We start from the raw sequence: 25,828 nt of genomic DNA on the forward strand, positions 1-25,828 counted from the left end.
AGGTCAATAGTTGTATTATTAAGATAATATTGATATAATATTAAACGTGATTTGATTGTTATAATTTTATATTGATTTTATTTTTAAATTATGGAATAACTAGGTTTATTTATATCTTAAATGCTTTAAAAGTAGGAGGATATGGATATGAAAGAATTTAGTATTAACACTAATGTCTATTTTGGAGAGGGTTCTTTAGATAGATTGAATGAAGTAAAAAATAAGAAGGTACTAATTGTATGTGATAAATTTATGGAAACTTCAGGCGTTGCCTCTATGATACAAGGAAAACTTGTTGATTGTGAAACTTATATATATAGCGATATTGTGCCTGATCCATCTTTAGAGATTGTTGCAGCTGGTATCCAAAAGTTACAAAGTTGCAATGCAGAAATACTTATAGCTTTAGGTGGAGGTTCAGCAATTGATGGAGCTAAAGCTATTAGAGAATATGCTAAAAAGGTTAGCGGAGGAGTTTCTTCTATAAAAGAATTTTATGCTATACCCACTACAAGTGGTACAGGGTCTGAGGTAACTGAATATGCGGTAATTACAAATAAACAAGAAGGATTAAAATGCGCTCTTGCAGATAAATCCCTTCTTCCAGACTTTGCTATACTAGATCCAGCGTTAGTAAAAACTGTTCCAAAAGGCATAACTGCTGACACAGGAATGGATGTAATTACACATGCTATAGAAGCTTATGTTTCAAATACAGCTACTGACTTTTCAGATGCCCTGGCAGAAAAGGCTGTAACTTTAGCTTTTAGATTTTTGCCAAGAGCTTACAACGATGGAAATGATATAGTAGCAAGAGAGAAACTTCATAATGCATCATGCCTTGCAGGTATGGCATTTAATGCAGCTGGACTTGGAATCACTCATAGTTTAGCTCATGCTGTAGGAGGAAAACTTCATATTTCTCACGGAAGAAGTAATGCAATGATATTACCTCATATAATTGAGTATAATGCTAATTTAAGTAAAGATACTTTAAAAGTTGAATATAATTTAGCAGCTAAAAAATATCAAAGGCTTGCAAAGTTATTAAATTTACGTGCACCTAACGTGTATATTGGAGTTAACAATTTAATTAGAGCTATTGTACAGCTTCAAACCACTTTAATGATTCCAAAAACATTTAAGCAACAAGGAATTGACATGGATTTAGTTAAAGCAGCAAGAGAAGAAATTGTTAATGCAGCTATAAATGATATTTGCACAATTGCAAATCCTAGAGAAACAACTAAAGAAGATTTATTAAAGATTTTAGATAAGATTATGGAATAAAGGTAAAATATATAATTATTTAATGAAAATATAGGCTTCAAGATGTAAAGTTGTACATCTTGAAGCTATTTTCGAAATTTAAAGATTAACATATAGTTCATATTTAAATGTGGATTTTAAATATCACAACAGGGAGGCCTAGTATGAGTAAAGAGTTTTATTCCATAGGAAAAGTTGGGGAAATGTGCAAACTTACAACAAAAGCTTTAAGGTATTACGACAAAATGGGTATATTGTCTCCAGATAAGGTATGTGATGAAAGTGGCTACAGATATTATAGCAAGAAAAATTTATTATCTGTGCCAATTATAAAATATTATAAACAAAGTGGATTTAAACTTGAAGAAATGAAAGCATTCTTAGAAGGTACCACTTATGATTTTTTCGATAAAAGTTTTGGAAATAAAATTAATGAGTTAAATGAACTTGAAAAGGAAATAAATCTAAAAAAGAGGTCTGTTAAAGACTGGCATGATTTAATAGTTGAGGCACAGATGGTAATTAAAAATAATGCTTGTGATGTAGCTGTAAAGTATATAAATAGTAATACTTTAACCTTTTTAGAACAGGATTTTGAATACGATTATATGGATTCCATAATTAATATAGAATTTACTAATTACATAGATAGTATAGAAAATGCAATAACAGGGCCTGTAATTATACATTTCCCCTCCATTAAAGATAAAATTGAGGGAAAGTGTGATAAAGTTTGCATAATGCAACAAGCCATTTTGAAATGTAAGGAAGAATTAAGTATAGACTTTGGTGGATGGATGGCAGTTACCTGTTATCATATAGGGTCACATCATAACATTAATGACACGTATATAAAAATGGAAGAGTGGGCAAAAGATCATGGATATATATGCAGTAAGGACGCTTATGAAAGATATGTAACAGATTATTGGACAACGAACAATATAGATAAATTTGTAACAGAGATTTTAATTAAAATTGAGAAAAAAAGTTAAACTTACAATAGTGAAAACGTTGACCCTAGGGTAGAGTATGCAAGAACTTTAAGAAATATTATGCAAAAATCATAATTGTTTTAGAAAAATATAGAATTTATAAGAGGATATAATTGAATTTTAATTATATCCTCTTTTTTGTTTTCTAAAAATTAAATCTATATTTACACAGGACACAAGTATTGGTATAAGCAGGGTTAGGCCTATTAAGGATATTTAAGAAAACTTGAAAGGAATATATTGAATTGTTAAAAATAAAGATTTGTTTAAATATTTAGAGATATATTCATTGACTTTGACCTATAGGGAAGGGATTATAATTTATATTGTAGATATGAATTGAAAAGTTATTAACATAGTTTATGGATGGAATGAAGAAATTATAACAATCACAAAGAAAAATTAATTACTGTAAGAAAAGGTTTTTAGTAAGGTAAGTTTGCATAGGGTATATATTTTATTAATTAATATATAAATTAATTTTATTGAAGGGAGTTTTATTTTATGGCTGAAGTTTCAAAAACGGCAAATGCAAAAGCCGTTGTTGCAAGAAAAAATTTGCAAAGTAGTTTCTTTAAAAGGGGTATATCTCTAGCTTTGTTTTCAGGGGTTTCTTATGGATTATACACAGCGTTTTTAACAATGGGTATGACTAAAGGAGTTTGGGGGGACTGGTATGGTGCTAATACAAAAGGGTTGTCAGCATTTGTTGTAGTTTATTTAATTGCAGCACTTGGAAATGCAATTAATGATGTCTGTAGCGCTGTGTGGGCTCTTTCGTATGCAGGACTTAAAGGGAAGTTTAAAGACTTTTTAAGATGTATCAATACTCCTCCAGGACGTATTATGATTTTAGCCGCACTTATTGGTGGACCTATAGCTAGTACAGCTTATGTTATAGCTATACAGATGGCTGGTTCAATAGTTGTTCCAATATCGGCACTTTGCCCTGCAATAGCTGCTATATTAGGAAAAGTTTTATATAAACAAGAATTAAATAAACGTATGGCAGTTGGAATTGTTATATGCGTAAGCGCAAGTTTCTTAATTGGTAGTACAGGATTTACAGGAGAGACTTCACCAAGCTTACTTTTAGGTTTAGGAATAGCTGTTATTGCAGCTTTAGGATGGGGATTTGAAGGCTGTGTTGCTGGATATGGTACAGCTATGATTGATCCTGAAATCGGTATTTGTATTCGTCAAGTAACATCAGGTATAGCAAATTTATTTATACTAGTTCCTGTTTTAGGAATGATGGCTGGCGGAGTAAATATTTCTACAAATCTTGCAATTCAAGCATTTACAAGCGGTCCTGCAATGATTTGGTTTGCCTTAAGCGGCCTTTTAACATTTTTAACATTTATGACATGGTATGCTGCAAACAGTATGTGTGGAGCTGGTCTTGGTACTGCATGTAACGGTACATATTCTTTCTTTGGACCATTGTTCTGCTTACTAGTATTAGGTGTATACGGTGGAATGGATGGATGGTCATTACCTCCAGTTGCTTGGATGGGAGCTGTAGTAATGATGTTTGGTATAGTTACAATATCTATGAATCCGCTTGATTTGTTTAGAAAAAAGAAAGAGGAGGTTTAAATAGATGAAACCACTTAATTATGCAATCTTAAAACACTTTACTAAAGTCGAAGAAGCTTGCGCTGATGATGTTATAGAAGCTTTAAAAGGTGACTATGGCGATTTTAAAGCACTAAAAAGAGATTCAGTAATTAATGCTCTAATGACAGCAGAAGCAAATGGACTTATAGAGGAAACAAGAATAGATTTAAATAAAAATGGACAATTAAGAGTTTATTATTATGCACATGAAGAGGGCGCCGCTACAATCAATAAATACATTAGAGATTAGTTTTACATCCTTTGCATTTAGTAGATTAAGACCTTTACTAGGATATTGATAAATAAAAGAATACATATAAACACAAATATACATGAGCTAAGATCATGAAGGAGGATTTATAAGTGAGATATTATGGAAATGAGGCCCTAGGTCTTGTAGAAACAATAGGATTAGTTCCTGCACTTCATGCTGCAGACCAAATGCTTAAAGCAGCTAATGTAGAATTAATCTCATATGAAAATATTGGATCAACTCTTGTAACAATTATGGTAAAAGGTGATGTAGGCGCAGTAAAATCTGCAGTAGAAGCAGGGGCTAAAGCAGCAGCATCAATTGGAACATTAACAGCACACAATGTTATGCCACGTCCTATAAGACAAGTTGGCGATATTGTTTCAGTACACGATATTGATTTATAGAATATAGGAGGAATGGATACAGATGGCAAGTTATGAAGCTTTAGGACTAGTTGAAACTTTTGGTTTAGTTTTTGCTCTAGAGGCAGCAGATGCGATGTGTAAAGCGTCAAATGTTGAACTTGAAGGATATGCAAACGTTGCATCAGGTTATATAACTGTATTAGTTCGTGGAGATGTTGGTGCCTGTACGGCGGCAGTAGATGCCGGCGTTGCAGCTGTTGAAGCTATGGAAGATGCAAATGTTTATAGTTCAATTGTTATCGCAAGACCACATCAAGATATTGATAAGATAATAAAACGTTATGAACTTTCAAGTCTTGTAGCAGAATAAAAAATATAGTGTTTATAAGGAAAAGGAAAGGGAGAGAGCAGTATGAATATTATTGATAATGATTTACTCTCCATGCAAGAAGCGAGGATTCTTGTTGAAAATGCTCGTGAGGCCCAAAAAAGATTAGCAACATTCCCACAAGCAAAACTTGATGAGATAGTTGAATGTATGATTGAGGAAATTAAAAAACATTTAAATGAACTTGCAAAAATGTCTAATGAGGAAACCGAATATGGAAGATGGGAAGATAAATATATAAAAAACCATTTTGTATGTAAGGATCTAAAAAATAGACTTAAAGGTATGAATTGTGTAGGGATTATAAGTGATGATAAAGAAAACATGACAAAAGATGTTGGAGTACCAATGGGTGTTATTATAGCCTTTTGTCCAGCAACAAGTCCAGTTTCTACAACAATATATAAAGCTTTAATTGCAATTAAATCAGGAAATGCAATTATATTTTCACCTCATCCAAGAGCTAAGAATACCACTTTTAAAACAATGGATATTCTAATAAGAGCTGCAAAAGAAGCTGGCCTTCCAGAAGGTGCTCTTGCATATTTGCATACAGTTATGAAAAGTGGATCCTTAGAACTTATGAATCATAAAGACACTTCACTTATAATGAATACCGGTGTACCAGAAATGCTTGATGAAGCTTATAAATCTGGCAAGCCAGTAATATATGGCGGTAATGGAAATGGCCCAGCATTTATAGAGCGTACAGCTGATATAAGTAATGCGGCTAAAGATATTATTGAAAGTAAGAGCTTTGATTACGGTGTTGTTTCTGCTGCAGAGCAGTCAATTGTTGTTGATAGCTGCATTGAAACAGAAGTAAAAAAGGAACTACAAAAAAATGGTGGGTACTTTATGACTAAACAGGAAGCTGAAAGCTTAGGGAAATTATTCTTTTTTAGAGATGGAAGTCTTGACTTTGAGATGGTTGGTAAGTCACCACAATTTTTAGCTAAAAGAGCTGGATTTAGCGTTCCAGAAGATATTAGGATTCTTATTTCAGAGCAAAAGTTTGTTTCAAAAGTAAATCCTTATTCAAGAGAAAAGCTAAGTCCTGTATTAGCATTTTACGTAGAAAATGATTGGATGCATGCTTGTGAAAAATGTATAGAATTGTTACTAAGTGAGCGACATGGACATACATTAGTTATACATTCAAAAGATGAAGATGTTATTCAGCAATTTGCATTGAAGAAGCCGGTTGGTAGAGTACTTGTTAATACTCCAGGAACTTTTGGAAGTATGGGAGCTACTACAAATTTATTCCCTTCAATGACTTTAGGTAGCGGATCTGCAGGCAAGGGTATGACATCGGATAATGTTTCACCTATGAATTTAGTATATATACGTAAAATTGGTTATGGAGTTCGTAAAGTTGATGAATTTAAAAGATCAGTAGATGATACAAATAGAGTTATAGATACTAATGAAGACAAAGATAAAACAGAGGACTTTAAGATATTAGAACGTATAATAAAAGAAGTTTTAAAAGAGTTAAAGTAGGGATCTGTCTTAAGAACAAATTAAAGAATGTGAGGTAATTGAAATGGATATTAACGAATTTTCAAAAGAATTTTCAAGTAAGTTTATGGAAGCTACTAAGAACATGTCAGAAATAGAACGTGCTAGTATATTAGAAATGTTTAAAAAGGTTTCAAAAGATATGGTAGACGAAGAGCCAACTACTAAAGTTGTAGGAAATGGTGAAATTCCAAATGGAATAACAGAGCGTTTAGTTAAGTTAAAAGAAAACTACTTAAAGCATGTTCCATCAATAACAACTCACCGTGCAAGAGTTATAACTCAAATAACTAAGGAAAACCCAGGTATGCCTAAATCACTTATACGTGGTAAATCTTTTAAACGTTGTTGTGAAACTGCACCTTTATTAATTCAAGATAATGAGCTTATAGTTGGAGCACCAAACGGAAGTCCACGTGCAGGAGCATTTTCACCTGATATAGCTTGGAGATGGATGGTAGACGAAATAGATACAATAGGAACTCGTCCACAAGACCCATTCTATATTTCAAAAGAAGATAAGAAAATTATGCGTGAAGAATTATTTCCATTTTGGGAAGGTAAATCAGTTGATGAGTACTGTGAAAGCCAGTATCGTGAAGCTGGAGTATGGGAACTTTCAGGAGAATCTTTTGTTTCAGATTGTTCATATCACGCAGTAAATGGTGGAGGAGACTCTAACCCAGGATATGACGTTATATTAATGAAAAAAGGTATGCTTGACATAGTAAAAGAAGCAGAAGAAAAGTTAGCAAATCTTAGCTATGACAGACCAGAAGATATTGAAAAGATATACTTTTACAGATCATTAATTGATACTGCAGAAGGTGTTATGATATATGCTAAACGTATTTCAGATTACGCAGCAGAGCTTGCAGTAAAAGAAACTAATCCTACTCGTAAAGCAGAACTTCTAAAGATTTCTGAAGTAAATGCTAGAGTACCAGCACATAAGCCATCAACTTTTTTTGAAGCAATTCAATCAGTTTGGACTATAGAATCATTACTTGTAGTTGAAGAAAACCAAACAGGTATGTCTATAGGACGTGTTGACCAATACATGTATGAATTCTACAAAAATGATATTGAGTCAGGACGTATGAATGATTTTGAAGCATTTGAATTGGCAGGTTGTATGCTTATAAAAATGTCTGAAATGATGTGGATAACAAGTGAAGGAGGATCTAAATTCTTCGCAGGTTATCAACCATTCGTTAACATGTGCGTAGGCGGTGTTACTAGAGAAGGACGTGACGCTACAAATGATTTGACATATCTTTTAATGGATGCAGTTCGTCATGTTAAGATATATCAACCATCTTTAGCTTGTCGTATACACAAGTCATCACCACAAAAGTATCTTAAAAAGATAGTTGAAGTTATTCGTGCAGGTATGGGATTCCCAGCATGTCACTTTGATGATGTTCACATAAAAATGATGTTATCAAAAGGAGTTTCTATAGAAGATGCAAGAGATTATTGCTTAATGGGATGTGTTGAGCCTCAAAAGTCAGGAAGGTTATACCAATGGACTTCTACAGGATATACTCAATGGCCAATATGTATAGAACTTGCTTTAAATAATGGTGTACCACAATGGTATGGTAAGCCTGTATGTCCAGATGCTGGAGATATAAGTAACCTTAAAACTTATGAACAATTTGAAGCAGCTGTTAAAGACCAAGTTAAATATATCACCAAATGGACAAGTGTTGCTACAGTAATTTCTCAACGTGTTCATAGAGAACTTGCAGCAAAACCACTTATGTCTATGATGTATGAAGGTTGTATGGAACAAGGTAAAGGAGTAGAAGCTGGTGGAGCCATGTATAACTTTGGACCAGGAGTTGTATGGAGTGGTTTAGCTACTTACACAGATTCTATGGCAGCTATAAAGAAACTAGTATTTGATGATAAGAAATACAGTTTGCAAGAAATGAAGGAAGCTTTAAATGCTGACTTTGTTGGATATGATAAATTAAGAAAAGATTGTTTAGAAGCACCTAAGTATGGTAACGATGATGACTATGCAGATTACATTGCAGCTGATCTAATTGACTTTACAGAAAGAGAACACCGTAAATATAAGACATTATATTCAGTTCTTAGTCATGGTACTTTATCAATTTCTAACAACACTCCATTTGGACAATTAACTGGAGCTACAGCAAATGGACGTAGAGCATGGATGCCTCTATCAGATGGGATAAGTCCATCACAAGGAGCTGACTTTAAAGGACCTACTGCTATAATTAAGTCTGTTTCTAAGATGTCTTGTGAAGATATGAATATAGGAATGGTTCACAACTTTAAATTAATAGCTGGTCTTTTAGATACAAAAGAAGGAGAGCAAGGAATCATTACATTACTACGTAGTGCGTGTACTCTTCAACTTGGAGAAATTCAGTTTAACTACTTAGATAACAAAACTTTAATAGAAGCACAAAAACACCCTGAGCAATATCGTGACCTAATAGTTCGTGTTGCTGGATACAGTGCATTCTTTGTTGAGTTATGTAAAGATGTTCAAGATGAAATAATCAGTAGAACTGTAATTACACACTTTTAATCAAAGTTAGTGTAAACTTCAAAGTAATTAAATTTTACAAAATCTATAATCTACATATTATATGTAGATTATAGATTCCATTTAAAATCAAAGTAAATGAAACTGGAGAATGAAGAATATGAGTAATGTAAATTTAGGTGTAATGGAACGAAAAGCAAGAATTTTTAACATTCAAAAGTATAATATGTATGATGGAGATGGCATAAGAACATTAATATTTTTCCAAGGATGTCCACTTCGTTGTAAATGGTGTGCAAATCCTGAAGGACTTATTAAACAGCATAGAGTTATGCTTAAAACTAATTTATGTGTTAATTGTGGTGACTGTGTTCCTGTTTGTCCAGTTGGAATACATAGCATCTCAAAGGAAACTCTAAAGCATGAAGTTAATCGTGATATAGAGTGCATAGGGTGTGGAAAGTGTGAAGAAGCTTGTCTTAAATCAGCTTTAACAATAGTAGGAGAAACAAAAACTATATCAGAACTTCTAGAAATTATAGAAGAGGATAGAACATTTTATGAAATGTCTGGTGGCGGAGTTACACTTGGTGGCGGTGAAGTTTTAATGCAACCTGAGGCAGCTTGTAGCTTATTAATGGCATGTAAGCAAGAAGGTATAAATACTGCAATTGAAACTTGTGGTTATGCAAAACTAGAATCAGTACTTAAAGTTGCAGAGTTTACAGACTTATTTTTATTCGATATTAAACATATAGATTCTGATACACACCTTAAATTAACAGGCGTTAGAAATGAACAGATTTTAGAAAATCTACAAGAACTTTTCCGTTTAAAATATAATGTAAAAATTCGTATGCCTTTACTAAAAGGTGTTAATGATTCAAAAGAAGATATTGAAAGAGCTATGGAATTTTTAAAACCATATAAAGATTATAAGAACTTTAAAGGAGTTGATTTACTTCCGTATCATAAGATGGGAGTAAACAAATACAATCAATTAAATGTGGAATATCCTATAAAGGATGATCCTAGTTTAAAGGATGAAGATTTAGATAGAATAGAAGGATGGATTTCAAAATACGATTTAAAAGTAGAAGTAATTCGTCATTAATGTTAATAGATAATATGGAAGTATTGATGCTTTAAAGAAGTATTTATTTAAAAAAGGTAAGGAGTAAGGTCAATGAAAAAATTTATTACCGAAGAATATTTAAGAGATATATATAAGAAGGAACATTTTGAGACCTACGAAATAGAGCAAGGGAAGCGACTTACGCCAGGAGCGGCTCAATACTTATCTGACAAGAGAATAAAAATAAATAATAATGCTTCAAATATAAAGATGGATGGTTCTAAAAATAACAAGTTTCAAATCAAAGGAACAGAAAATAAACAAGATAAGACAGTAAAAGAAGAAGTAGATATAGATTTTAAATTTAAAAAGAAATTTTGTTTAAGATTAAAAGCTATAGAAGCTAAAATCCTTATTACTACTAGTGAAATATTAGAAGAAGATGTATTTTTAGCACAAAATATTATGAATTTAAGCAAAAGATTATCAAATATAAGAAAAGCTATAGAAAAAAAAGAAGATTTTGAAGATGTATATTTTAAAGATTGTACAGGAATGAATTCATTAAACTCTTCAAGTGAGCTTGATGACTGTTTTGAGATAACAGATTTTCATATGCAACTTAAAAATGGCAAGATAATTTTAAAAATGCATATACTTCGTTGTATTTTACAAGAGTTACAAGTTGAAATACTTGAAAGCTTTGAAAATGATAATACTGATGTAAAAAATAAAATTGTGGAGAGAATTAATTTAATAATTAATTCATTATCTCAATTGATTTGTTCAGCAGTAGGAGGAAAAGAATGTCAAAGGAGAAAATGTCAAATCAAAGAATAAACTTTGAATATTGTGATGATTTAATTAAAAAATTCGAAGAAGTTATAAAAAAACCAATTACAAAAAAAACTTCTGTCTATTATACCGGTGTAGACTTAGGTACTGCATGTGTAGTTTTAGCAGTTTTAGATGAAAACTATAAACCTGTTGCTGGTGCATACAGATATGATGATGTAGTTCGTGATGGTATGGTTGTTGATTATATTGGTGCAGTAAGACTTGTTAGAGAACTTAAAGAGGAAATAGAGGGGAAATTAAATACTGAGCTTATTTATGCAGCTGCAGCAATTCCACCTGGAACAGATACTTTAGATTCTGGAGCAATTAAAAATGTGGTTCAAGCAGCTGGATTTGAATTGACCTGTCTTTTAGATGAACCTACCGCTGCAAATGCTGTACTTAAGATTGAAAACGGCGCTGTTGTAGACATTGGTGGTGGAACAACTGGGATATCAATTTTAAAAGATGGAAAAGTTGTTCATGTTGTTGATGAAGCTACAGGGGGTACTCACTTTTCACTTGTTATATCAGGTGCATATAAAATTGATTTTTCAAAGGCAGATAAGTTCAAAAGAGATAATAAAAATCATAAAGAGATTTTACCGATACTAAAACCAGTAGTTGAAAAGGTAGCATCAATAATTACTAATAATATTAGGAATTATAGTGTAGATGAAATTTCTTTAGTAGGTGGTACTTGCTGTTTAACAGGAATTGAAGGAATTATAGAAAAAAGTACAGGGATATATACTCATAAACCTAAAAACCCTATGTTTGTTACACCACTTGGAATAGCGTTAAGTTGTACACAGGATATTATTGAATAATAAGGAGTGTGTTTAAAAGTGGATTTTAGAATTATAAAATCACCTTCCAATGGCACTAAAGAGATTCTTAGAAGACGAATGGGAGGAAATTGCAAAGCAAGTTTAGATAATGCTGATACAATAGGCCTCGTTCAAGGTAAACTTATTGATATGATTTATGTTGCAGATATTGCTGAAAAAGCTGTTGGTGTTGATGTTGAAGATATTAGGGGTACATGTCCCCAACACATGGTTTTGCTTGCTATTTTTGGTGACACTTCATCAGTTGAATCTGCATTAAATGAGATTGAACTTAAAATGGAACAAGGTAAATTAAAATGATAATAGCAAGAATTATTGATACAGTATGGGCTACTAGGAAATCAGAATCACTTAATGGACTTAGATTTATGCTAGCTGAGGATATCGGTGAAACGGGTGAAGGACACAGGTTTATTGTTGCTGACATTATGGGGGCAGGTATTGGAGATAGGGTTATTGTAAGTACTGGATCATCTGCACGTATGATGCTAGAAAAGGATAATATCCCAGTAGATGCAGTTGTAGTTGGGATAATTGACAATGATTGCACCTTAAGTTAAAACACAATTTCTTTTAGAAAAGTCATAGGACTTTAGGATTAATATAAAGACTAAAATTATCTGACGGGATGTGAAAATATGAAAAAGTTAATTAGTGCAAAGAGCGTTGAACAATTAATAGTAAGTGGAGAAAAGACATTGTATATAGATGGAACTGAAATAATTACACCATCAGCTAAAGAACTTGCAATAAATAATGAAATAACATTTACAACAGAAGATAAAGGTTTATTTAAAACTACAAAACCTAAAATAGAAAGCGTAGAAGATAAAAAGACTACAAGTATAGAAGATATTGATAGTGAAATGATACTTAACGTCTTTAGAGCAATGATGGACAAAGGTCTTTTAGAAGAACTTATGGAAAATTTAAAACCAAAAAATCTTTTATTTGATGCAGAGTGTGATTCTAGTGGAGTTAAACTCGTTAGAGGAAACACAGTAAAAATGGATACATTTGATACTGGTAATAAAGATGCAAGAGTGTATTTTCAAGAATTAATAAGTAAAAAGGAATCAAAAATGAGCGCTGGATTTTTGGTAATTCAAGACTCAAAATTTGATTGGGAATTAACTTATGAAGAAATTGATTATGTTATAGAAGGAACTTTAACAGTTGAAATCAATGAAAAGATATACACAGCATATCCAGGAGATGTTTTGTTTGTACCATCAGGTTCTAAAGTAGTTTGGGGTTCACCAGATAAAGCAAGGATGTTTTATGTAACATATCCAGCAAACTGGGCGGATCTTTCATAAAAAAGCTAGGAGGATAAACCTATGCAAGCAATTGGTTTAATAGAAACAAAAGGATTAATTACAGCAATTGAGGCTGCTGATACAATGCTAAAATCATCAGATGTAAGTATTGTTGAAAAAACTTATGTAGGTGGTGGTCTTGTAACAGTTATAGTTACAGGGGATGTAGGTTCGGTTAGGGCAGCTATAGAAGCGGGTTCGGCAGCTGTAAAAAAGATTAACCCAGAATATTTAATTTCAGATCACATAATGCCAAGACCAAGCGAAGAACTTAAAACTATAATTGGACCTAAAGATACAGTTGAGGTTTTGAAAGTTATCACATCTAATGAGGATGTTATAGGAATAGAAGAAATACAAAAAGAAGATATAAAGCATACTAAGGTAGAGAAGTTAGAAAATAAAGATGTAGGAGTACAAGCTACAGCATCACAAGTGGAAGATATAGAAGTACAATCTAAAAAAGAAGTTTCAAAAGTAGTAGAAGAAGAAAAATTTGTAAAAGGTTTAGTACAGGTTAAAGAAATGGATTTAGATAAACTACATAAAAGTGATATAGATAAATTAGTAAGTGAAGATGGTATAGAAAAAGTTATTTTAATATTAGATAAGCTAAAAGTTGTTAAGCTTAGAAACTTAGCTCGTGAGTATGAAGACTTTGTAATTACGGGTAGAACAATTTCAAAAGCTGATAAGAAGCTATTAATTATAAAATTCAAAGCATATTACGAAAAAAATAGTAAGATTTAATTACTTGATTTTTCTTAATTAATAAATGTGAATTTAAGATTTCAGTTTGAAATTCTATAAATTTACGAAAGGAATGAACATACAATGGAAAATTTTGATAAGGATTTATATTCAGTACAAGAGGCAAGAAACCTTGCTAGACTTGGAAAAGTGGCAGCTAATAAAATTGCTACTTATAATGAAGAACAAATCGATAAAATACTATGCAATATGGTTAGAGTTGCAGAAGAAAATCTTGTTTGTTTAGCACAAATGGCAGTTGAAGAAACTGGTTTTGGTAAAGTTGAGGATAAAACTTATAAAAACCATATGGCATCTTCTGCAGTATATGATTCAATAAAAGATATGAAAACTATAGGCGTAATTAACGAAGATAAGGTGAATAAGGTTATAGAGATTGCTGAACCAGTTGGTTTAGTTATGGGTATAATACCTTCAACAAACCCAACTTCTACTGCAATTTTTAAAGCTATGATTTCTATAAAATCTCGTAATGCTATAGTATTTGCTCCACATCCATCTGCTGCAAAATGTACAATTAAAGCAATTGAGTTAATGAACCAAGCAGCTATAGAAGCTGGTGCACCAGAGAATATTATAAGTACTGTAAAAACACCAACTATTGAAGCTACAAATGAATTAATGAAATGTAATGAAGTTGCAATAATAATAGCAACAGGTGGCCCAGGAATGGTTAAAGCTGCTTATAGTGCAGGAAAACCAGCTCTTGGTGTTGGAGCAGGAAACTCTCCAGCATATATAGAAAAGACTGCCAACATAGAAAAAGCTGTTAGAAACATTATGGCAAGTAAGACTTTCGATAATGGTACAATCTGTGCTTCAGAACAATCTATAATATGTGAAGAATGCAATCACGATGCAGTTGTTGCAGAGTTTAAAAAACAAGGCGGATACTTTATGACAGAAGAAGAAACTGATAAAGTATGCAAAATATTATTTAAAAATGGACATACTATGAATGCTAAATTCGTTGGAAGAAGTCCACAAGTTATAGCCTGTTCTGCAGGAATTTCAATTCCACAAGGCACTAAAGTACTTATAGGAAAACAAAATGGTGTAGGTGGTACTAATCTACTATCATATGAAAAGCTTACAACAGTTCTTGGATTCTATACAGTAAAAGATTGCAACGAAGCATGTGAATTAAGTATTGAATTACTTCAAAATGGAATTGGACATACAATGAGCATACATACTGAAGATAGAGACATGGTTATGGCTTTTGCAAAGAAACCAGCTTCCCGTATTCTTGTTAATACTGGTGGATCACAAGGGGGAACAGGTGCAAGCACAGGACTTAGTCCTTCATTTACATTAGGGTGTGGTACATGGGGAGGAAGTTCAACATCTGAAAATGTTACTCCAAAACACCTTATAAATATTAAGAGAGTTGCTTATGGCTTAAAAGATTGTGCAACATTAGCATCTAATGATGCAAGCTTTAATCGTATAAAAACTGCGGAAAATTGTAATGCAGCTAGAAATCAAAGTATGAATATGAGCCCAGATCAAATTGCAGCAGCAGCAAAAACTTTAAAAGAGTCTAATGAGAAAACTATAGTTACTGAATCTAATAGTAGCAAATTAAAAGAAGAAGAACTTTTAGCTTTAGTTAATCAAATGATTTCATCTATGAAAGGCAATAACTAATGGACAATTATGAAGAATTATTAAAGCTTGTATTAGAAGCTGTTAAGGATAAGCAAGCAAATACGTTGCCTAAAGAAGATTTATCAAAGATTCCAGTAGGAATTTCTAATAGACATGTGCATCTTTCAGAAAAGGATATAGAAAGTCTTTTTGGAAAAGATTATAAGCTTACAAAGTTTAAAGATTTATCTCAGACTGGTCAATATGCTTGTAATGAAGTTTTAACAATTTGTGGGCCAAAGGGAGCAATTGAAAGAGTTAGAATTTTAGGACCTGAAAGAAGTAAAACGCAAGTTGAGGTATTGATGGGAGACTGCATTAAACTTGGAGTAATGCAACATGTAAAGCTATCTGGAGACTTAAGCGGAACAGCTGGGGTTACATTAATTGGACCAAAAGGTTCTGTTCAACTTGAAGAAGGATTAGTTGTTGCACAAAGACATATTCATATGACAAAAGAAAACGCTAAAAACTTAGGTGTTTGCAATGGAGATACAGTATCAATAAAAATTGATGACTTAAGAGGTGGAATATATAGCAATGTTGCTATTAGAGCAAATGACGCTTCAAAACTTGAATGCCATCTTGATATTGAAGAAGCTAACGCAATGGGCATTAGCTCAAAAACAAAGATAACAATAATTAAGTAAATATTTATAAAATTAATATAAATATAATAAAAATATTTAGGAGGAATTTAAAATGAAACATGATGCATTAGGAATGATAGAAACAAAAGGATTAGTAGGAGCAATAGAGGCAGCAGACGCTATGGTTAAAGCTGCAAATGTAACTTTAGTAGGTAAAGAGCAAATAGGTGCTGGACTTGTTACTGTAATGGTAAGAGGTGACGTTGGAGCTGTTAAAGCTGCTACAGATGCAGGAGCTGCTGCTGCTGAAAGAGTTGGAGAATTAGTATCAGTTCACGTAATACCAAGACCACACTCTGATGTTGAAATAATACTTCCAATGATTAAATCAGATATAAAATAGGTTTTTAAATAGAATAGAAAAAGTAAAAGTGTCACTAAAGTTAATTTAGTGGCACTTTTTTTAGAGTTTCATGAATTGTCTAATGAAGACTTTCTAATTAGAGTGATGTAGGTTGACACTATAGCTATCATATATCTAATATTGTCGGAATATGTAGAGTGGTATTTATTTAAATAACATGGCAAATACTATATAGTATATAGTATATAGTATTGGGGGGGCATAAGTAACAATTAGGTAGCAACGTATAAGGGTTATCTATAAACAAAAGCGACATTTACAGCTTCGCATAAAAAGACCACTCATTTAGGTGTGGGAGTTTCAGAAATATTTATAGGATGTGATTGTAAGTGAAATATAGTCAGTTTTTAATTGTTATGATATGTATGGTTATAATAAATAGTTTAGCATATTTGGCACCGCCTATACTTATACAGATATGGAATAATGACAGTATAGGTTTTACATCTGAAAGAGTTATATGGTTATTCGTAGTTTTGTTACTTGCTTTAATTATAGAAATTATATTTACAGCAATAAGGGAAAAGTTTGCAAAGGGTTTTAATATAAAGAATTGTGTAATGATGTTAAATAGTATGTTTCATTTGAAGTATGATGAAATCAATGAAAAGGGACCTATGAATTTGATTGAGAGAATAGCCATTTCAGTAAATAGTTTCTATGCATACTATACAGGAGATGCTATTAAAATATGGTCAAGCCTCATAATAATTACTTCAATAACGGTAATGGTTTTTTTGATGAATCCTTATATTGCTATTATATTAGTAATAATTGTACCTATTAATTATTTTGGTTATAGACTACTAAATAAAGAACTAATGAAACGATCAAAAAATATGCAAGAGAGCACTTCATCTGGATGGCAAGAGATTCTCTCTATAGTAAACCAAACAGATTATTTAAAACAATTACCTGATTATGAGAGATTATTTGAACAATTTGATTCATCATTAAAAAAGATTTACGGGTCAATGGCTAAGGTCAATATTTATGCTCAGTCATCAAGTACTTTGTTAAAATCAATGAATTCTATAGTAAACATTATGGTTATGGTTTTCTTAGTAATGGACTATATGAAATTAAATCAAAATCCAATGAATCTGGTTATTTATACAATAATATTGCCTTTGTTTTTTAATCAAGTAAATCAGTTGACCAGCTCTAATTTGAATAAAAGAGATATGGTCAACTCAAAAAGGTTTGTAGAAGAACTTAAACAACATAGAGAATTAGACGGACATATTGATATAGAATCAATAGATACAGTTGATTTACAAATAGATGAACTAATGATAAAAGATAGAGTATTATCTAAGAATATTAATGGTAGCTATAAAAAAGGTGATATAATTTGGATAAAGGGTTCAAGTGGTGCAGGTAAATCTACTTTACTTAAATTAATTCCAAAGTTTAGAGAAGCAAAAGGTGTAAAGTTAAATAAAGAAAGTATCATCAATATAACAAATAAAAGTATTAGATCTAATGTAGAGTATCTATCTCAAAATGTTCCTATTATAAAAGGTACTTTAAGAGATAATTTATTTTTGGGAAAAGAGAGATTATTAGAAATAGAAAATGACTTAATTAAAGATCCTATTTTAGAGACAATTTTTAAAAATATTAATTTGGATACTGTTATACTTGAAGGGGGAACTAATCTTTCAGGAGGAGAGAAACAAAAGATTGCCATAGTTAGAGCTTTATATAATCATTCGGATGTTCTTATTTTAGATGAGATAACTTCAAATATAGATAAAGAAAGCGCAAATGATATTTTAAATAGGATAATTGATGACAGTAGCAATAGAATAACATTTATTATTACTCATGATGATTTGTCGGATAGATATTATAATACAGTTTTAAACTTATAAATTAAAAAATAGCATCAATTAACTGGGAGAATAAATCTAATTCACATAATTAAATTCAGGGGGAGGGATTAGAGTGAAAGTTAAATTTGAAGTAGCAGATTTTTCTTATATAATGAATTCTATTAAAGAATTTTTACTATATGAGCCAGAGACATTTTTAGATATGATTACTTATTTTTATAAAGACATAGATGAATCTGTCTTTATTTCCTTAGATAAAACTGATCAGGTTGAATATATTGAGAAAAGGTTACTGGATAACTACAATAGCAATGAATTAGTATTGTTAGAAAAGAAAAATAGCTATCAAAAATATTGGGATTTTTATGAAGAAGAAATACAACAGGGATTTGAAGAAGTCTTTGATATAGATTTAAAAGATAAATTTAATAATATGGTAGCATACATTAGTTTAAATCCAGTAATGCCTAGATACCTTGAAACTAATACATTTGATATTTTTTATATAAATAGTGATAAAGAGGCTGTTGGATGTGCTTTGCATGAAATTACTCATTTTATTTGGTTTAATATATGGCAGTCATATTTTCATGATAGTCCTGAAGAATATGAAACTCCTCATTTAAAGTGGATACTAAGTGAGATGGCCATAGATCCAATTCTTAATGAGAAGAGACTGGCTTATCTAAATCCTTATGAACAAAAGGCATATGATTGTTTTTATAGTATAGAAATAGATGGCAAACCAGCTATGGACTGTTTAAGGGAAATATATGAAAACAACTCAATCCTTGATTTTATGAAGAAGGGTTATGAGTTTTGTTTAGTTCATAGAGACAAGATTAGAGAAGTTAAATTATAAATTTAAGACATGGTTTTTAGCTTGCATAATTATTTGAAAACATTTCCCAGTATTAATAGTAAGTAGTTTTGAATATAATTTGGTACGAACTCTTTATAGAATAGTTTATTATATAAAGAGTTCGTATGCCTTACAAAACATTTAATAAACAACTTATAACCCCATGTATCTATCTGTATTTAGGCAATTCTGATATACATGATATTTCAATATGTGGTACAATTTTACCATTTATATTGTTATTTTTATGATTAAGCCATATAGTTTTCATTACCAAATCTAATGCTGGTTTAATATCACTTTCTAAATTATCACCCACCATTATTGCCTCTACTGGTGTAATTTTCATTGTTTCAAAAGCAGTTTTAAAATTTTTTTTATTGGGTTTACCAATTTTTAATGAATAACTAAATGTAAAACTGTCAATTAAGTCATAAATATTTGCTTTTTTAAAACATTCTTTCATAACCTCATCATAATAACAAGTATTTGATATAATTCCTATTTTGTAACCCTTCTCTTTTATTATTTTTAAGGTGTCATATATACTATTTTCAAAATATACTTGTTCCCTATAACCTGTATAGAATAAATTAATTGCTTCTATGCATTGCTCTAAGTTAAGACTTAATTCATGTTTTTGAAGAAAATTATTTAGAAAGTCTTCTATTGGGTACTCTGTAAGTGTTACTTTTATATCTTTTATCCCTTCCATCCAACTTTGATAAAATCCTTGCTTTACTTCATCAAATTTAATATTTGTATTAAATTTATTTAGATATTCAGTTAAATATATTAAACCTTGCATATCTTTTTCATCATCTGAGTTTCCATAATGAAAATGTAATAAAGTATTTCCCATATCAAAAAATATTACATTAACCTTATCCATCATTCCACCTCAATTTAAATTTTGTCCGATGGCTACCATCCGTAACACCCCTATCCTATTCAAGGTGGGGGATGACGGCTGCTATGCCCCTGGATAAGTTCTTCTAAGACTCAGATGGAGAGATGTATTCCTTATAAGCAAACTCCACCTGAGTCTAAGCATCACTTGATAATTATTATATTAAGAAAGATTTAAGATATTCTTAAATAAGTTTTAGATAATTAATTATATAATATATTTGGTAATAAAAAATTAAAAAAAGAATATTTTTGTTTAGTTTTAAAATGAAATTTTAATTGGCTAGTTAATATTGAGTTCAAAAAAGGAGAGAAGAGATGAGGGAATTAATAAGTTTTATAATATCATTTATTTTAATAACCATTTTAAATATTTTCTTAAGAAAGAGTAATAAGAACTTTGAAAATAAAGTAAGTTGGCAACATTACTTCTTTAGATACATGTTTATATTGTATCTTGTAGTTGCATTAACACAAGTAGTAGGATTTCCTTCTTTGGAAAAATGGCAAAGAATTTCAAGATTTAATAGGCCTATATTCAATCCTAATATAAATTTAGTACCTTTTAAAGATGGAATTCAAATATCATCAATACTTAATATAATATTTTTTATGCCTTTCGGATTTTTATTACCAACATTATGGAAAAGATATAGAACATTATGGTCAACATTGTATCAAGGAATATTATTTTCAATTATTATTGAAATTAGTCAATTGTTTGTTCCATATCGTGCAACGGATGTTGATGATTTAATAATGAATACCATAGGAACTATTTGTGGGTGGATTGTTTTTAATATTATGAGTAAAGTTTTTCATAAATTTGCTAATAAAACAGTAAACCAACCATTCTCTAGTGATAGAATAGTTACCAAATTTGAACCTTATCTATATATTGTGATTGCAATTATAAGTTCATTTTTAGGCTAAGAATATAATATTAATGTTTTATTTGTGATATCCTATCACCATGAACTGATTAACAAATAAGACCATGGACTAATCAATTAGTCTATGGTTTTATTTTGAAGAGTTTAGTTAAGTAACAGTGTTGGAAGTGTAGAGTGAAATTTCAATGTATGTGATATTTTAATCACAACAAGGTGTATATTATTATATTATTATGTTATAATTTCATTATTGGGAATGAAGTACTCCCTTAGCAAATGCTAAAATCGCTTATTTAGCTGATGACTTCTGCAATAATATTATTGCGGAGCTATCAGCTTTTTTTGTTATTTAATATTTGTTATTTAATAAAGGAGGAGTTTTATGTTATTTAGTCTTGCTCTTATTCTTATTATAGGATTCACATTAAGTGGTATTCTAAATAGAGTTAGGTTACCAGGAATTTTAGGTATGCTTATTACTGGAGTTATTCTTGGACCTTTTGTATTAAATTTAATATCACCGGATATTCTTAATATATCTAAGGATCTAAGGCAAATAGCCCTTATTGTAATACTTTCAAGGGCAGGTCTTTCACTAGATGTTAAGGATTTAAAAAAGGTAGGAACACCTGCTATTTTGATGTGCTTTGTACCGGCTACCTTTGAACTTGTTGCAATAACATTACTTGCTCCAATACTTTTTAAGGTGTCATATATAGAAGCTGCTATAATGGGAACTGTTCTCGCTGCTGTTTCTCCAGCGGTAGTTGTGCCTAGGATGCTTAAAGTTATGGAAGGTGGGTATGGTAAGGAAAAAAGCATACCACAATTAATATTAGCAGGAGCATCTGTAGATGATGTTTATGTTATTGTATTATTTACATCATTTATGGGTATGTATCAGGGAAAAGGCTTTAGTCTACTAAGTCTTACAGCAGTTCCAATTTCGATAGTTGTTGGTTTGGCTATAGGTATTCTATCAGGACTTTTACTTGTGTTTGTATTCAAAAAACTTCATATAAGAGATACTGTAAAAATATTAATAATTCTTAGTGTTTCTTTTTTATTTATAAGTCTTGAATCAGAAGTTAAATCCTATATTCCTATGTCAGGATTACTAGCAGTAATGGCTTTAGGAGGAACTATCTTAAAAAAATACGAGGTTTTGGCTAAGCGTTTATCTGAGAAGCTCTTAAAAGTATGGGTGGGGGCTGAAATTTTGCTTTTTGTTCTAGTAGGGGCTGCTGTTGACATTAGGTTTGTTTCAGATGTAGGCCTTATGGCAGTTATTCTTATTTTAAGTGCACTTATTTTTAGAATATGTGGAGTTTATATATGTTTAATAAAAACCAAGCTTACAAATAGAGAAAAGCTTTTTTGTGCCATATCTTATTTGCCTAAGGCTACTGTTCAAGCTGCTATTGGTTCGATACCTCTTTCAGCTGGGGTTTTGGCAGGAAACACCATTCTTACAGTTGCAGTACTTGCTATTTTAGTTACAGCTCCAATTGGCGCTATAGGTATTGATAGGACATATAAAAAACTTTTAACAAAAGCCTAAGTAAAATAATACAATATAGCATTAATTATTTTGAAGAATATAATTAAGATGTTAATTAGTGAAGTAATAACTTTTCATAAAAAATCATATTTATTAGTAGATATCTTAAAAAGTAATAGCTAAGGGTATCTTATTTAATGATAATAAATGGGGGTTTTAAATTGAATTACTCAACACTTAGTTACACAGTTAAGAAAAAAACTAATAAGGTATGCGAGCTAAAAGAACAAATGAATAAAAAACTTAGTTTATTAACCTTACCAGGTGGAGCTATTGTTTTACTAGGTATTTATGTAGTTTGGAATATCAACAGATATAGTTCTTATGTAATGGCTTTTCTTCAAAATCATAGTACAGAAACTATTCTAAAAAGGTTTGACCCAATTATATTTGGAATGCTTTTTGTTACAATGATTATTGCATGTATATTATTTGATGAATATAAAACAATTAAGAAGAGTTATAATGACCTTAGAAAAGACCTTATAAAAACTATTAATAATGAATTTTGTATTTGTAATAATGATTGTAAGTGTAAAGATGATTATATTAAAGACATGGAGAAAAAAGGTGTGGATTTAATTTTTAGCTAGGTATTGTAAAATGGTTATAATAAAGGGATAATGGGGATTAGGGGGTGCTAATGATGACTAAATTATTAGTAGTTGTTGACTATCAAAATGACTTCGTAGATGGTACATTAGGATTCATAAAGGCTAAAACATTAGAAATGCCTATATATAATAAGGTAAATGAATATCTTAAAAATGAGGACAAGGTTTTATTTACTTATGATACTCATTATGAAAATTATTTAGATACTAGGGAAGGTAAATCTTTACCAATCTCACACTGTATAAAGGATACTGATGGTCACATGTTATATGGAAAGTTAAATGAGTTTATAAACTCTAAAACTACATTGCATTACAATAAAGAGGGTTTTGGAATAGATCCAACGGACATGGTGAAATTAGCTAGTGAAATAGGAAAAGATATTAATGAAATTGAGCTAGTTGGAGTGGTTACCAATATGTGCGTAATAAGCAATGTTATTATGTTTCAGTCACAATATAGGAATGCAGAGATTATAGTTGATGGAAGACTTTGTGCTAGTTTTAATGATGAGTTACATGAAAAGGCACTAGATGTAATTGAATCTTTGCAGGTGAAGGTTATTAATAGGAAATAATACTATGATATTTTATATGTAGTCTGAATTAGATATATCAGATACAAATGAAAGGACAGATATTTTAATATGAGGATAAATAAACTTCTTAGTAATTATGGGTTTTGTTCTAGGAGTGAAACAAATAAATTTATTGAGGAAGGTAGAATAAAGGTAAATGGAGAGTTAGCTATTAAAGGGCAGTGGGTAGAGAAGGAGGATGATATTCTTATTGATGATACTCCTCTTTTGCCTAAGGAAAAGATATATATTGCATTAAATAAACCGGTAGGGATCACTTGTACTGCGGCAAAGGAAGTGGAAGGTAACATAATTAGCTTTATGAATTATGAGGAATACATTTTTCCTATTGGAAGATTAGATAAGGCATCTGAAGGGCTAATATTAATGACTAATGATGGTGACCTTGCAAATAAAATTTTAGAGTCAGAAAATAACCATGAGAAGGAATATATAGTAACTGTGGATAGACCTTTTGATGATTCTTTTATAAAGGGAATGTCAGAAGGTGTAGAAATTTCTGGAGTTCGAACAAGGCCTTGCACGGTAAGTAGGATTAGTGAAGATACTTTTAGAATTATACTTACCCAAGGGCTTAATAAGCAAATTAGAAAGATGACAAAGACTTTTGGGTATAATGTGATAAGTCTTCAGCGTATCCGAATTATTAATATAAAAATCCAGGGTATAGATACTGGTACATGGCGTAATCTTACAGAAGAAGAGTTAGTGGAATTAAGAAGTAAATAGAACTTTTACTTAAAATTAAAATATAGAGGAAATCTCAGATTAATTAATAACTACAATATAAAGAGTTTGTTTATTTATAGGAGGTATTTATGGGATTTATTACTTTAACTAAAGAAAACATAGAAAGCGAGCATATATGTTGTGCTATTTCAGATAAAAAGTGTAAAGATGGTTATCAACTTAAAAAGCAATGGCTTAAAGACAATATAGAAAATGGATATAAATTTACAAAGTTAGATGAAAGAGCAAAGGTTTTTATAGAATATTGCCCTTCAGAAATAGCATATGTTCCAGTAAATGCACCTAATTATATGGTGATAAATTGTTTTTGGGTATCAGGAAGATATGCTGGAAAAGGTTATGGGAAAGAGCTACTTAGTAAGTGTATAGAGGAAGCAAAGGCAAAAGGTAAAGATGGAATAGTTACTTTATGCAGTGATAAGAAAAGGCCCTTTATAAGTGATAAAAAGTTCTTTTTAAAGCAAGAATTTTTAGTGGTAGATAAAGCTAAGCCTTATTTTGAACTATTATGCTTAAAATTTAATGAGGATGCTATGGATCCTAAGATTTTGCCTAAAGCTAAAGAGGCCACTTCTTATGATAATGGAGGCTTTGTAGCATATTATTCTGATGCATGTCCTTTTATGGATTATAACGTAAATATAGTTCAACAAGAAATAGCAAAGGATAATAATTGTATATATGAAGCTGTTAGACTAAAAACCAGAGAAGAGGCTATAAATAGTCCATGTTGCTATACTAACTATTCTCTTTTTTATAAGGGTGAGTTCGTTACCCATGAGATTAATCCTAAAAAATTTAAGGCTATCATAGAAAACCTACAAACACACAATAAAGATTCTTTTGAATAATCTGAAATTCTTGTTGCAATTTATTAATTTCCATTATATAATTATTATGTGGTAAATAACTACAATAAATAAAAAAAGGAGGTCGTGAATATGTTGATGATTCAAAGGTTCGTAGCAGGCAATGATATGAACATTTTAGTGAGTTCTGTTAATAATAAAGTAGCCCATGATGTTAATGTTTCAGCACAATTTAATAAATTATACATGCACGATCTTGGTATACGTTTTTAATTTGTAATTTAGTAATGTATAGCCATGGGTTGTGTACCTATGGCTTTTTATATTAGCTTTAAGGATATATAATTAGATTATCCTTCTAAAAGCTACTTTATCTTAAGTTGAAGTCTGTACCTAGAAACAGTTCATTGTAAGGTACATACTGTAACATAAGATAAAGATTGTAATTTTTAGTTTAAAGACAAGATTTCATATCAATTGTGAGCTCTATTTAAACTTAAGATACAGTTTATGCGTTTAAAGCCGTAGAATA

The 25,828-nt window shown here is 30.9% G+C and carries 28 protein-coding genes and 1 riboswitch; of the genes, 27 read left to right on the top strand and 1 reads right to left on the bottom strand.

The window, feature by feature from the left end; translation table 11 throughout:
* The first annotated feature begins 147 nt into the window (after positions 1–147).
* The 20 genes from BV55_RS0109535 (at position 148) to BV55_RS0109630 (ending at position 19,161) form a co-directional block, all read left to right on the top strand.
* Entirely contained in the window at positions 148–1,290 is a 1,143-nt protein-coding gene (locus tag BV55_RS0109535; RefSeq protein ID WP_029452600.1) for a 1-propanol dehydrogenase PduQ, read from the top strand.
* Between the two features lie 143 nt (positions 1,291–1,433).
* On the top strand, positions 1,434–2,264 hold the full coding sequence (locus BV55_RS0109540; protein ID WP_029452601.1) for a MerR family transcriptional regulator: 831 nt from the start codon (positions 1,434–1,436) through the stop codon (positions 2,262–2,264).
* A 504-nt stretch (positions 2,265–2,768) separates the two neighbouring features.
* The gene (locus BV55_RS0109545) at positions 2,769–3,863 is read left to right on the top strand and encodes a membrane protein (RefSeq protein ID WP_029452602.1); all 1,095 of its coding nucleotides are present in this window, start codon (positions 2,769–2,771) and stop codon (positions 3,861–3,863) included.
* A gap of 4 nt (positions 3,864–3,867) precedes the next feature.
* A complete protein-coding gene (locus tag BV55_RS0109550) occupies positions 3,868–4,134 on the top strand; it encodes a hypothetical protein (RefSeq protein ID WP_029452603.1) in 267 nt (88 codons plus the stop codon).
* A gap of 113 nt (positions 4,135–4,247) precedes the next feature.
* The gene (locus BV55_RS0109555) at positions 4,248–4,544 is read left to right on the top strand and encodes a BMC domain-containing protein (RefSeq protein WP_029452604.1); all 297 of its coding nucleotides are present in this window, start codon (positions 4,248–4,250) and stop codon (positions 4,542–4,544) included.
* Between the two features lie 22 nt (positions 4,545–4,566).
* Positions 4,567–4,875, top strand: a complete 309-nt coding sequence (locus tag BV55_RS0109560; RefSeq protein WP_029452605.1) for a BMC domain-containing protein — start codon at positions 4,567–4,569, stop codon at positions 4,873–4,875.
* A 42-nt stretch (positions 4,876–4,917) separates the two neighbouring features.
* On the top strand, positions 4,918–6,399 hold the full coding sequence (locus BV55_RS0109565) for an aldehyde dehydrogenase family protein (protein WP_051652476.1): 1,482 nt from the start codon (positions 4,918–4,920) through the stop codon (positions 6,397–6,399).
* Between the two features lie 43 nt (positions 6,400–6,442).
* On the top strand, positions 6,443–8,986 hold the full coding sequence (gene cutC / locus BV55_RS0109570) for a choline trimethylamine-lyase (protein ID WP_029452607.1): 2,544 nt from the start codon (positions 6,443–6,445) through the stop codon (positions 8,984–8,986).
* Positions 8,987–9,104: 118 nt separating this feature from the next.
* Positions 9,105–10,058, top strand: coding sequence for a choline TMA-lyase-activating enzyme (cutD, locus tag BV55_RS0109575; protein ID WP_029452608.1), 954 nt, complete (start codon positions 9,105–9,107; stop codon positions 10,056–10,058).
* 72 nt (positions 10,059–10,130) lie between these two features.
* A complete protein-coding gene (locus BV55_RS0109580) occupies positions 10,131–10,859 on the top strand; it encodes an ATP--cob(I)alamin adenosyltransferase (protein ID WP_029452609.1) in 729 nt (242 codons plus the stop codon).
* A complete protein-coding gene (gene eutJ / locus BV55_RS0109585) occupies positions 10,841–11,686 on the top strand; it encodes an ethanolamine utilization protein EutJ (protein ID WP_029452610.1) in 846 nt (281 codons plus the stop codon). The genes BV55_RS0109580 and eutJ overlap by 19 nt, the downstream gene beginning before the upstream one ends.
* A gap of 18 nt (positions 11,687–11,704) precedes the next feature.
* Positions 11,705–12,007, top strand: a complete 303-nt coding sequence (locus BV55_RS0109590; protein ID WP_029452611.1) for a BMC domain-containing protein — start codon at positions 11,705–11,707, stop codon at positions 12,005–12,007.
* Positions 12,004–12,267 carry a EutN/CcmL family microcompartment protein gene (locus BV55_RS0109595; protein ID WP_029452612.1) on the top strand — a complete coding sequence of 88 codons (264 nt, stop codon included), beginning with the start codon at positions 12,004–12,006 and terminating at the stop codon, positions 12,265–12,267. Before BV55_RS0109590 ends, BV55_RS0109595 begins: the two co-directional genes overlap by 4 nt.
* A 78-nt stretch (positions 12,268–12,345) precedes the next feature.
* On the top strand, positions 12,346–13,026 hold the full coding sequence (locus BV55_RS0109600) for a cupin domain-containing protein (RefSeq protein ID WP_029452613.1): 681 nt from the start codon (positions 12,346–12,348) through the stop codon (positions 13,024–13,026).
* A 21-nt stretch (positions 13,027–13,047) separates the two neighbouring features.
* Positions 13,048–13,776: a BMC domain-containing protein gene (locus tag BV55_RS0109605; protein ID WP_029452614.1), complete on the top strand. Its 729-nt coding sequence runs from the start codon at positions 13,048–13,050 to the stop codon at positions 13,774–13,776.
* 84 nt (positions 13,777–13,860) lie between these two features.
* Positions 13,861–15,447, top strand: coding sequence for an acetaldehyde dehydrogenase (acetylating) (locus tag BV55_RS0109610; protein WP_029452615.1), 1,587 nt, complete (start codon positions 13,861–13,863; stop codon positions 15,445–15,447).
* Entirely contained in the window at positions 15,447–16,097 is a 651-nt protein-coding gene (locus BV55_RS0109615) for a phosphate propanoyltransferase (protein WP_029452616.1), read from the top strand. Before BV55_RS0109610 ends, BV55_RS0109615 begins: the two co-directional genes overlap by 1 nt.
* 52 nt (positions 16,098–16,149) lie before the next feature.
* Positions 16,150–16,440 (top strand): ethanolamine utilization microcompartment protein EutM, encoded by a 291-nt coding sequence (eutM, locus tag BV55_RS0109620; protein WP_029452617.1) that lies wholly within the window; start codon positions 16,150–16,152, stop codon positions 16,438–16,440.
* Between the two features lie 350 nt (positions 16,441–16,790).
* Positions 16,791–18,338 carry an ATP-binding cassette domain-containing protein gene (locus BV55_RS0109625; protein ID WP_051652477.1) on the top strand — a complete coding sequence of 516 codons (1,548 nt, stop codon included), beginning with the start codon at positions 16,791–16,793 and terminating at the stop codon, positions 18,336–18,338.
* Between the two features lie 73 nt (positions 18,339–18,411).
* On the top strand, positions 18,412–19,161 hold the full coding sequence (locus tag BV55_RS0109630; protein WP_029452619.1) for a hypothetical protein: 750 nt from the start codon (positions 18,412–18,414) through the stop codon (positions 19,159–19,161).
* A 169-nt stretch (positions 19,162–19,330) separates the two neighbouring features.
* Here BV55_RS0109630 and BV55_RS15145 read toward each other — a convergent pair whose 3' ends face one another.
* A complete protein-coding gene (locus tag BV55_RS15145) occupies positions 19,331–20,053 on the bottom strand; it encodes an HAD family hydrolase (RefSeq protein ID WP_051652478.1) in 723 nt (240 codons plus the stop codon).
* A 335-nt stretch (positions 20,054–20,388) separates the two neighbouring features.
* On the opposite strand from BV55_RS15145, the gene BV55_RS0109640 reads away from it, so the two are divergent.
* The 7 genes from BV55_RS0109640 (at position 20,389) to BV55_RS15590 (ending at position 25,569) form a co-directional block, all read left to right on the top strand.
* Positions 20,389–21,003 carry a VanZ family protein gene (locus tag BV55_RS0109640; RefSeq protein WP_029452621.1) on the top strand — a complete coding sequence of 205 codons (615 nt, stop codon included), beginning with the start codon at positions 20,389–20,391 and terminating at the stop codon, positions 21,001–21,003.
* A 203-nt stretch (positions 21,004–21,206) separates the two neighbouring features.
* A riboswitch (Fluoride riboswitch) is annotated at positions 21,207–21,280 on the top strand.
* Between the two features lie 65 nt (positions 21,281–21,345).
* Positions 21,346–22,524, top strand: a complete 1,179-nt coding sequence (locus BV55_RS0109645) for a cation:proton antiporter (RefSeq protein WP_029452622.1) — start codon at positions 21,346–21,348, stop codon at positions 22,522–22,524.
* 161 nt (positions 22,525–22,685) lie between these two features.
* Positions 22,686–23,117, top strand: a complete 432-nt coding sequence (locus BV55_RS0109650; RefSeq protein ID WP_029452623.1) for a hypothetical protein — start codon at positions 22,686–22,688, stop codon at positions 23,115–23,117.
* 53 nt (positions 23,118–23,170) lie between these two features.
* The gene (locus BV55_RS0109655) at positions 23,171–23,716 is read left to right on the top strand and encodes a cysteine hydrolase family protein (RefSeq protein WP_029452624.1); all 546 of its coding nucleotides are present in this window, start codon (positions 23,171–23,173) and stop codon (positions 23,714–23,716) included.
* Positions 23,717–23,785: 69 nt separating this feature from the next.
* Positions 23,786–24,466: a pseudouridine synthase gene (locus BV55_RS0109660; RefSeq protein ID WP_029452625.1), complete on the top strand. Its 681-nt coding sequence runs from the start codon at positions 23,786–23,788 to the stop codon at positions 24,464–24,466.
* 89 nt (positions 24,467–24,555) lie between these two features.
* Positions 24,556–25,338 carry a GNAT family N-acetyltransferase gene (locus tag BV55_RS0109665; RefSeq protein WP_029452626.1) on the top strand — a complete coding sequence of 261 codons (783 nt, stop codon included), beginning with the start codon at positions 24,556–24,558 and terminating at the stop codon, positions 25,336–25,338.
* A gap of 90 nt (positions 25,339–25,428) precedes the next feature.
* Positions 25,429–25,569: a hypothetical protein gene (locus BV55_RS15590; protein WP_157469642.1), complete on the top strand. Its 141-nt coding sequence runs from the start codon at positions 25,429–25,431 to the stop codon at positions 25,567–25,569.
* Positions 25,570–25,828 lie beyond the last annotated feature (259 nt).

Source organism: Clostridium algidicarnis (genome assembly GCF_000703125.1).
Taxonomy (GTDB): Bacteria; Bacillota; Clostridia; order Clostridiales; family Clostridiaceae; genus Clostridium_L; species Clostridium_L algidicarnis.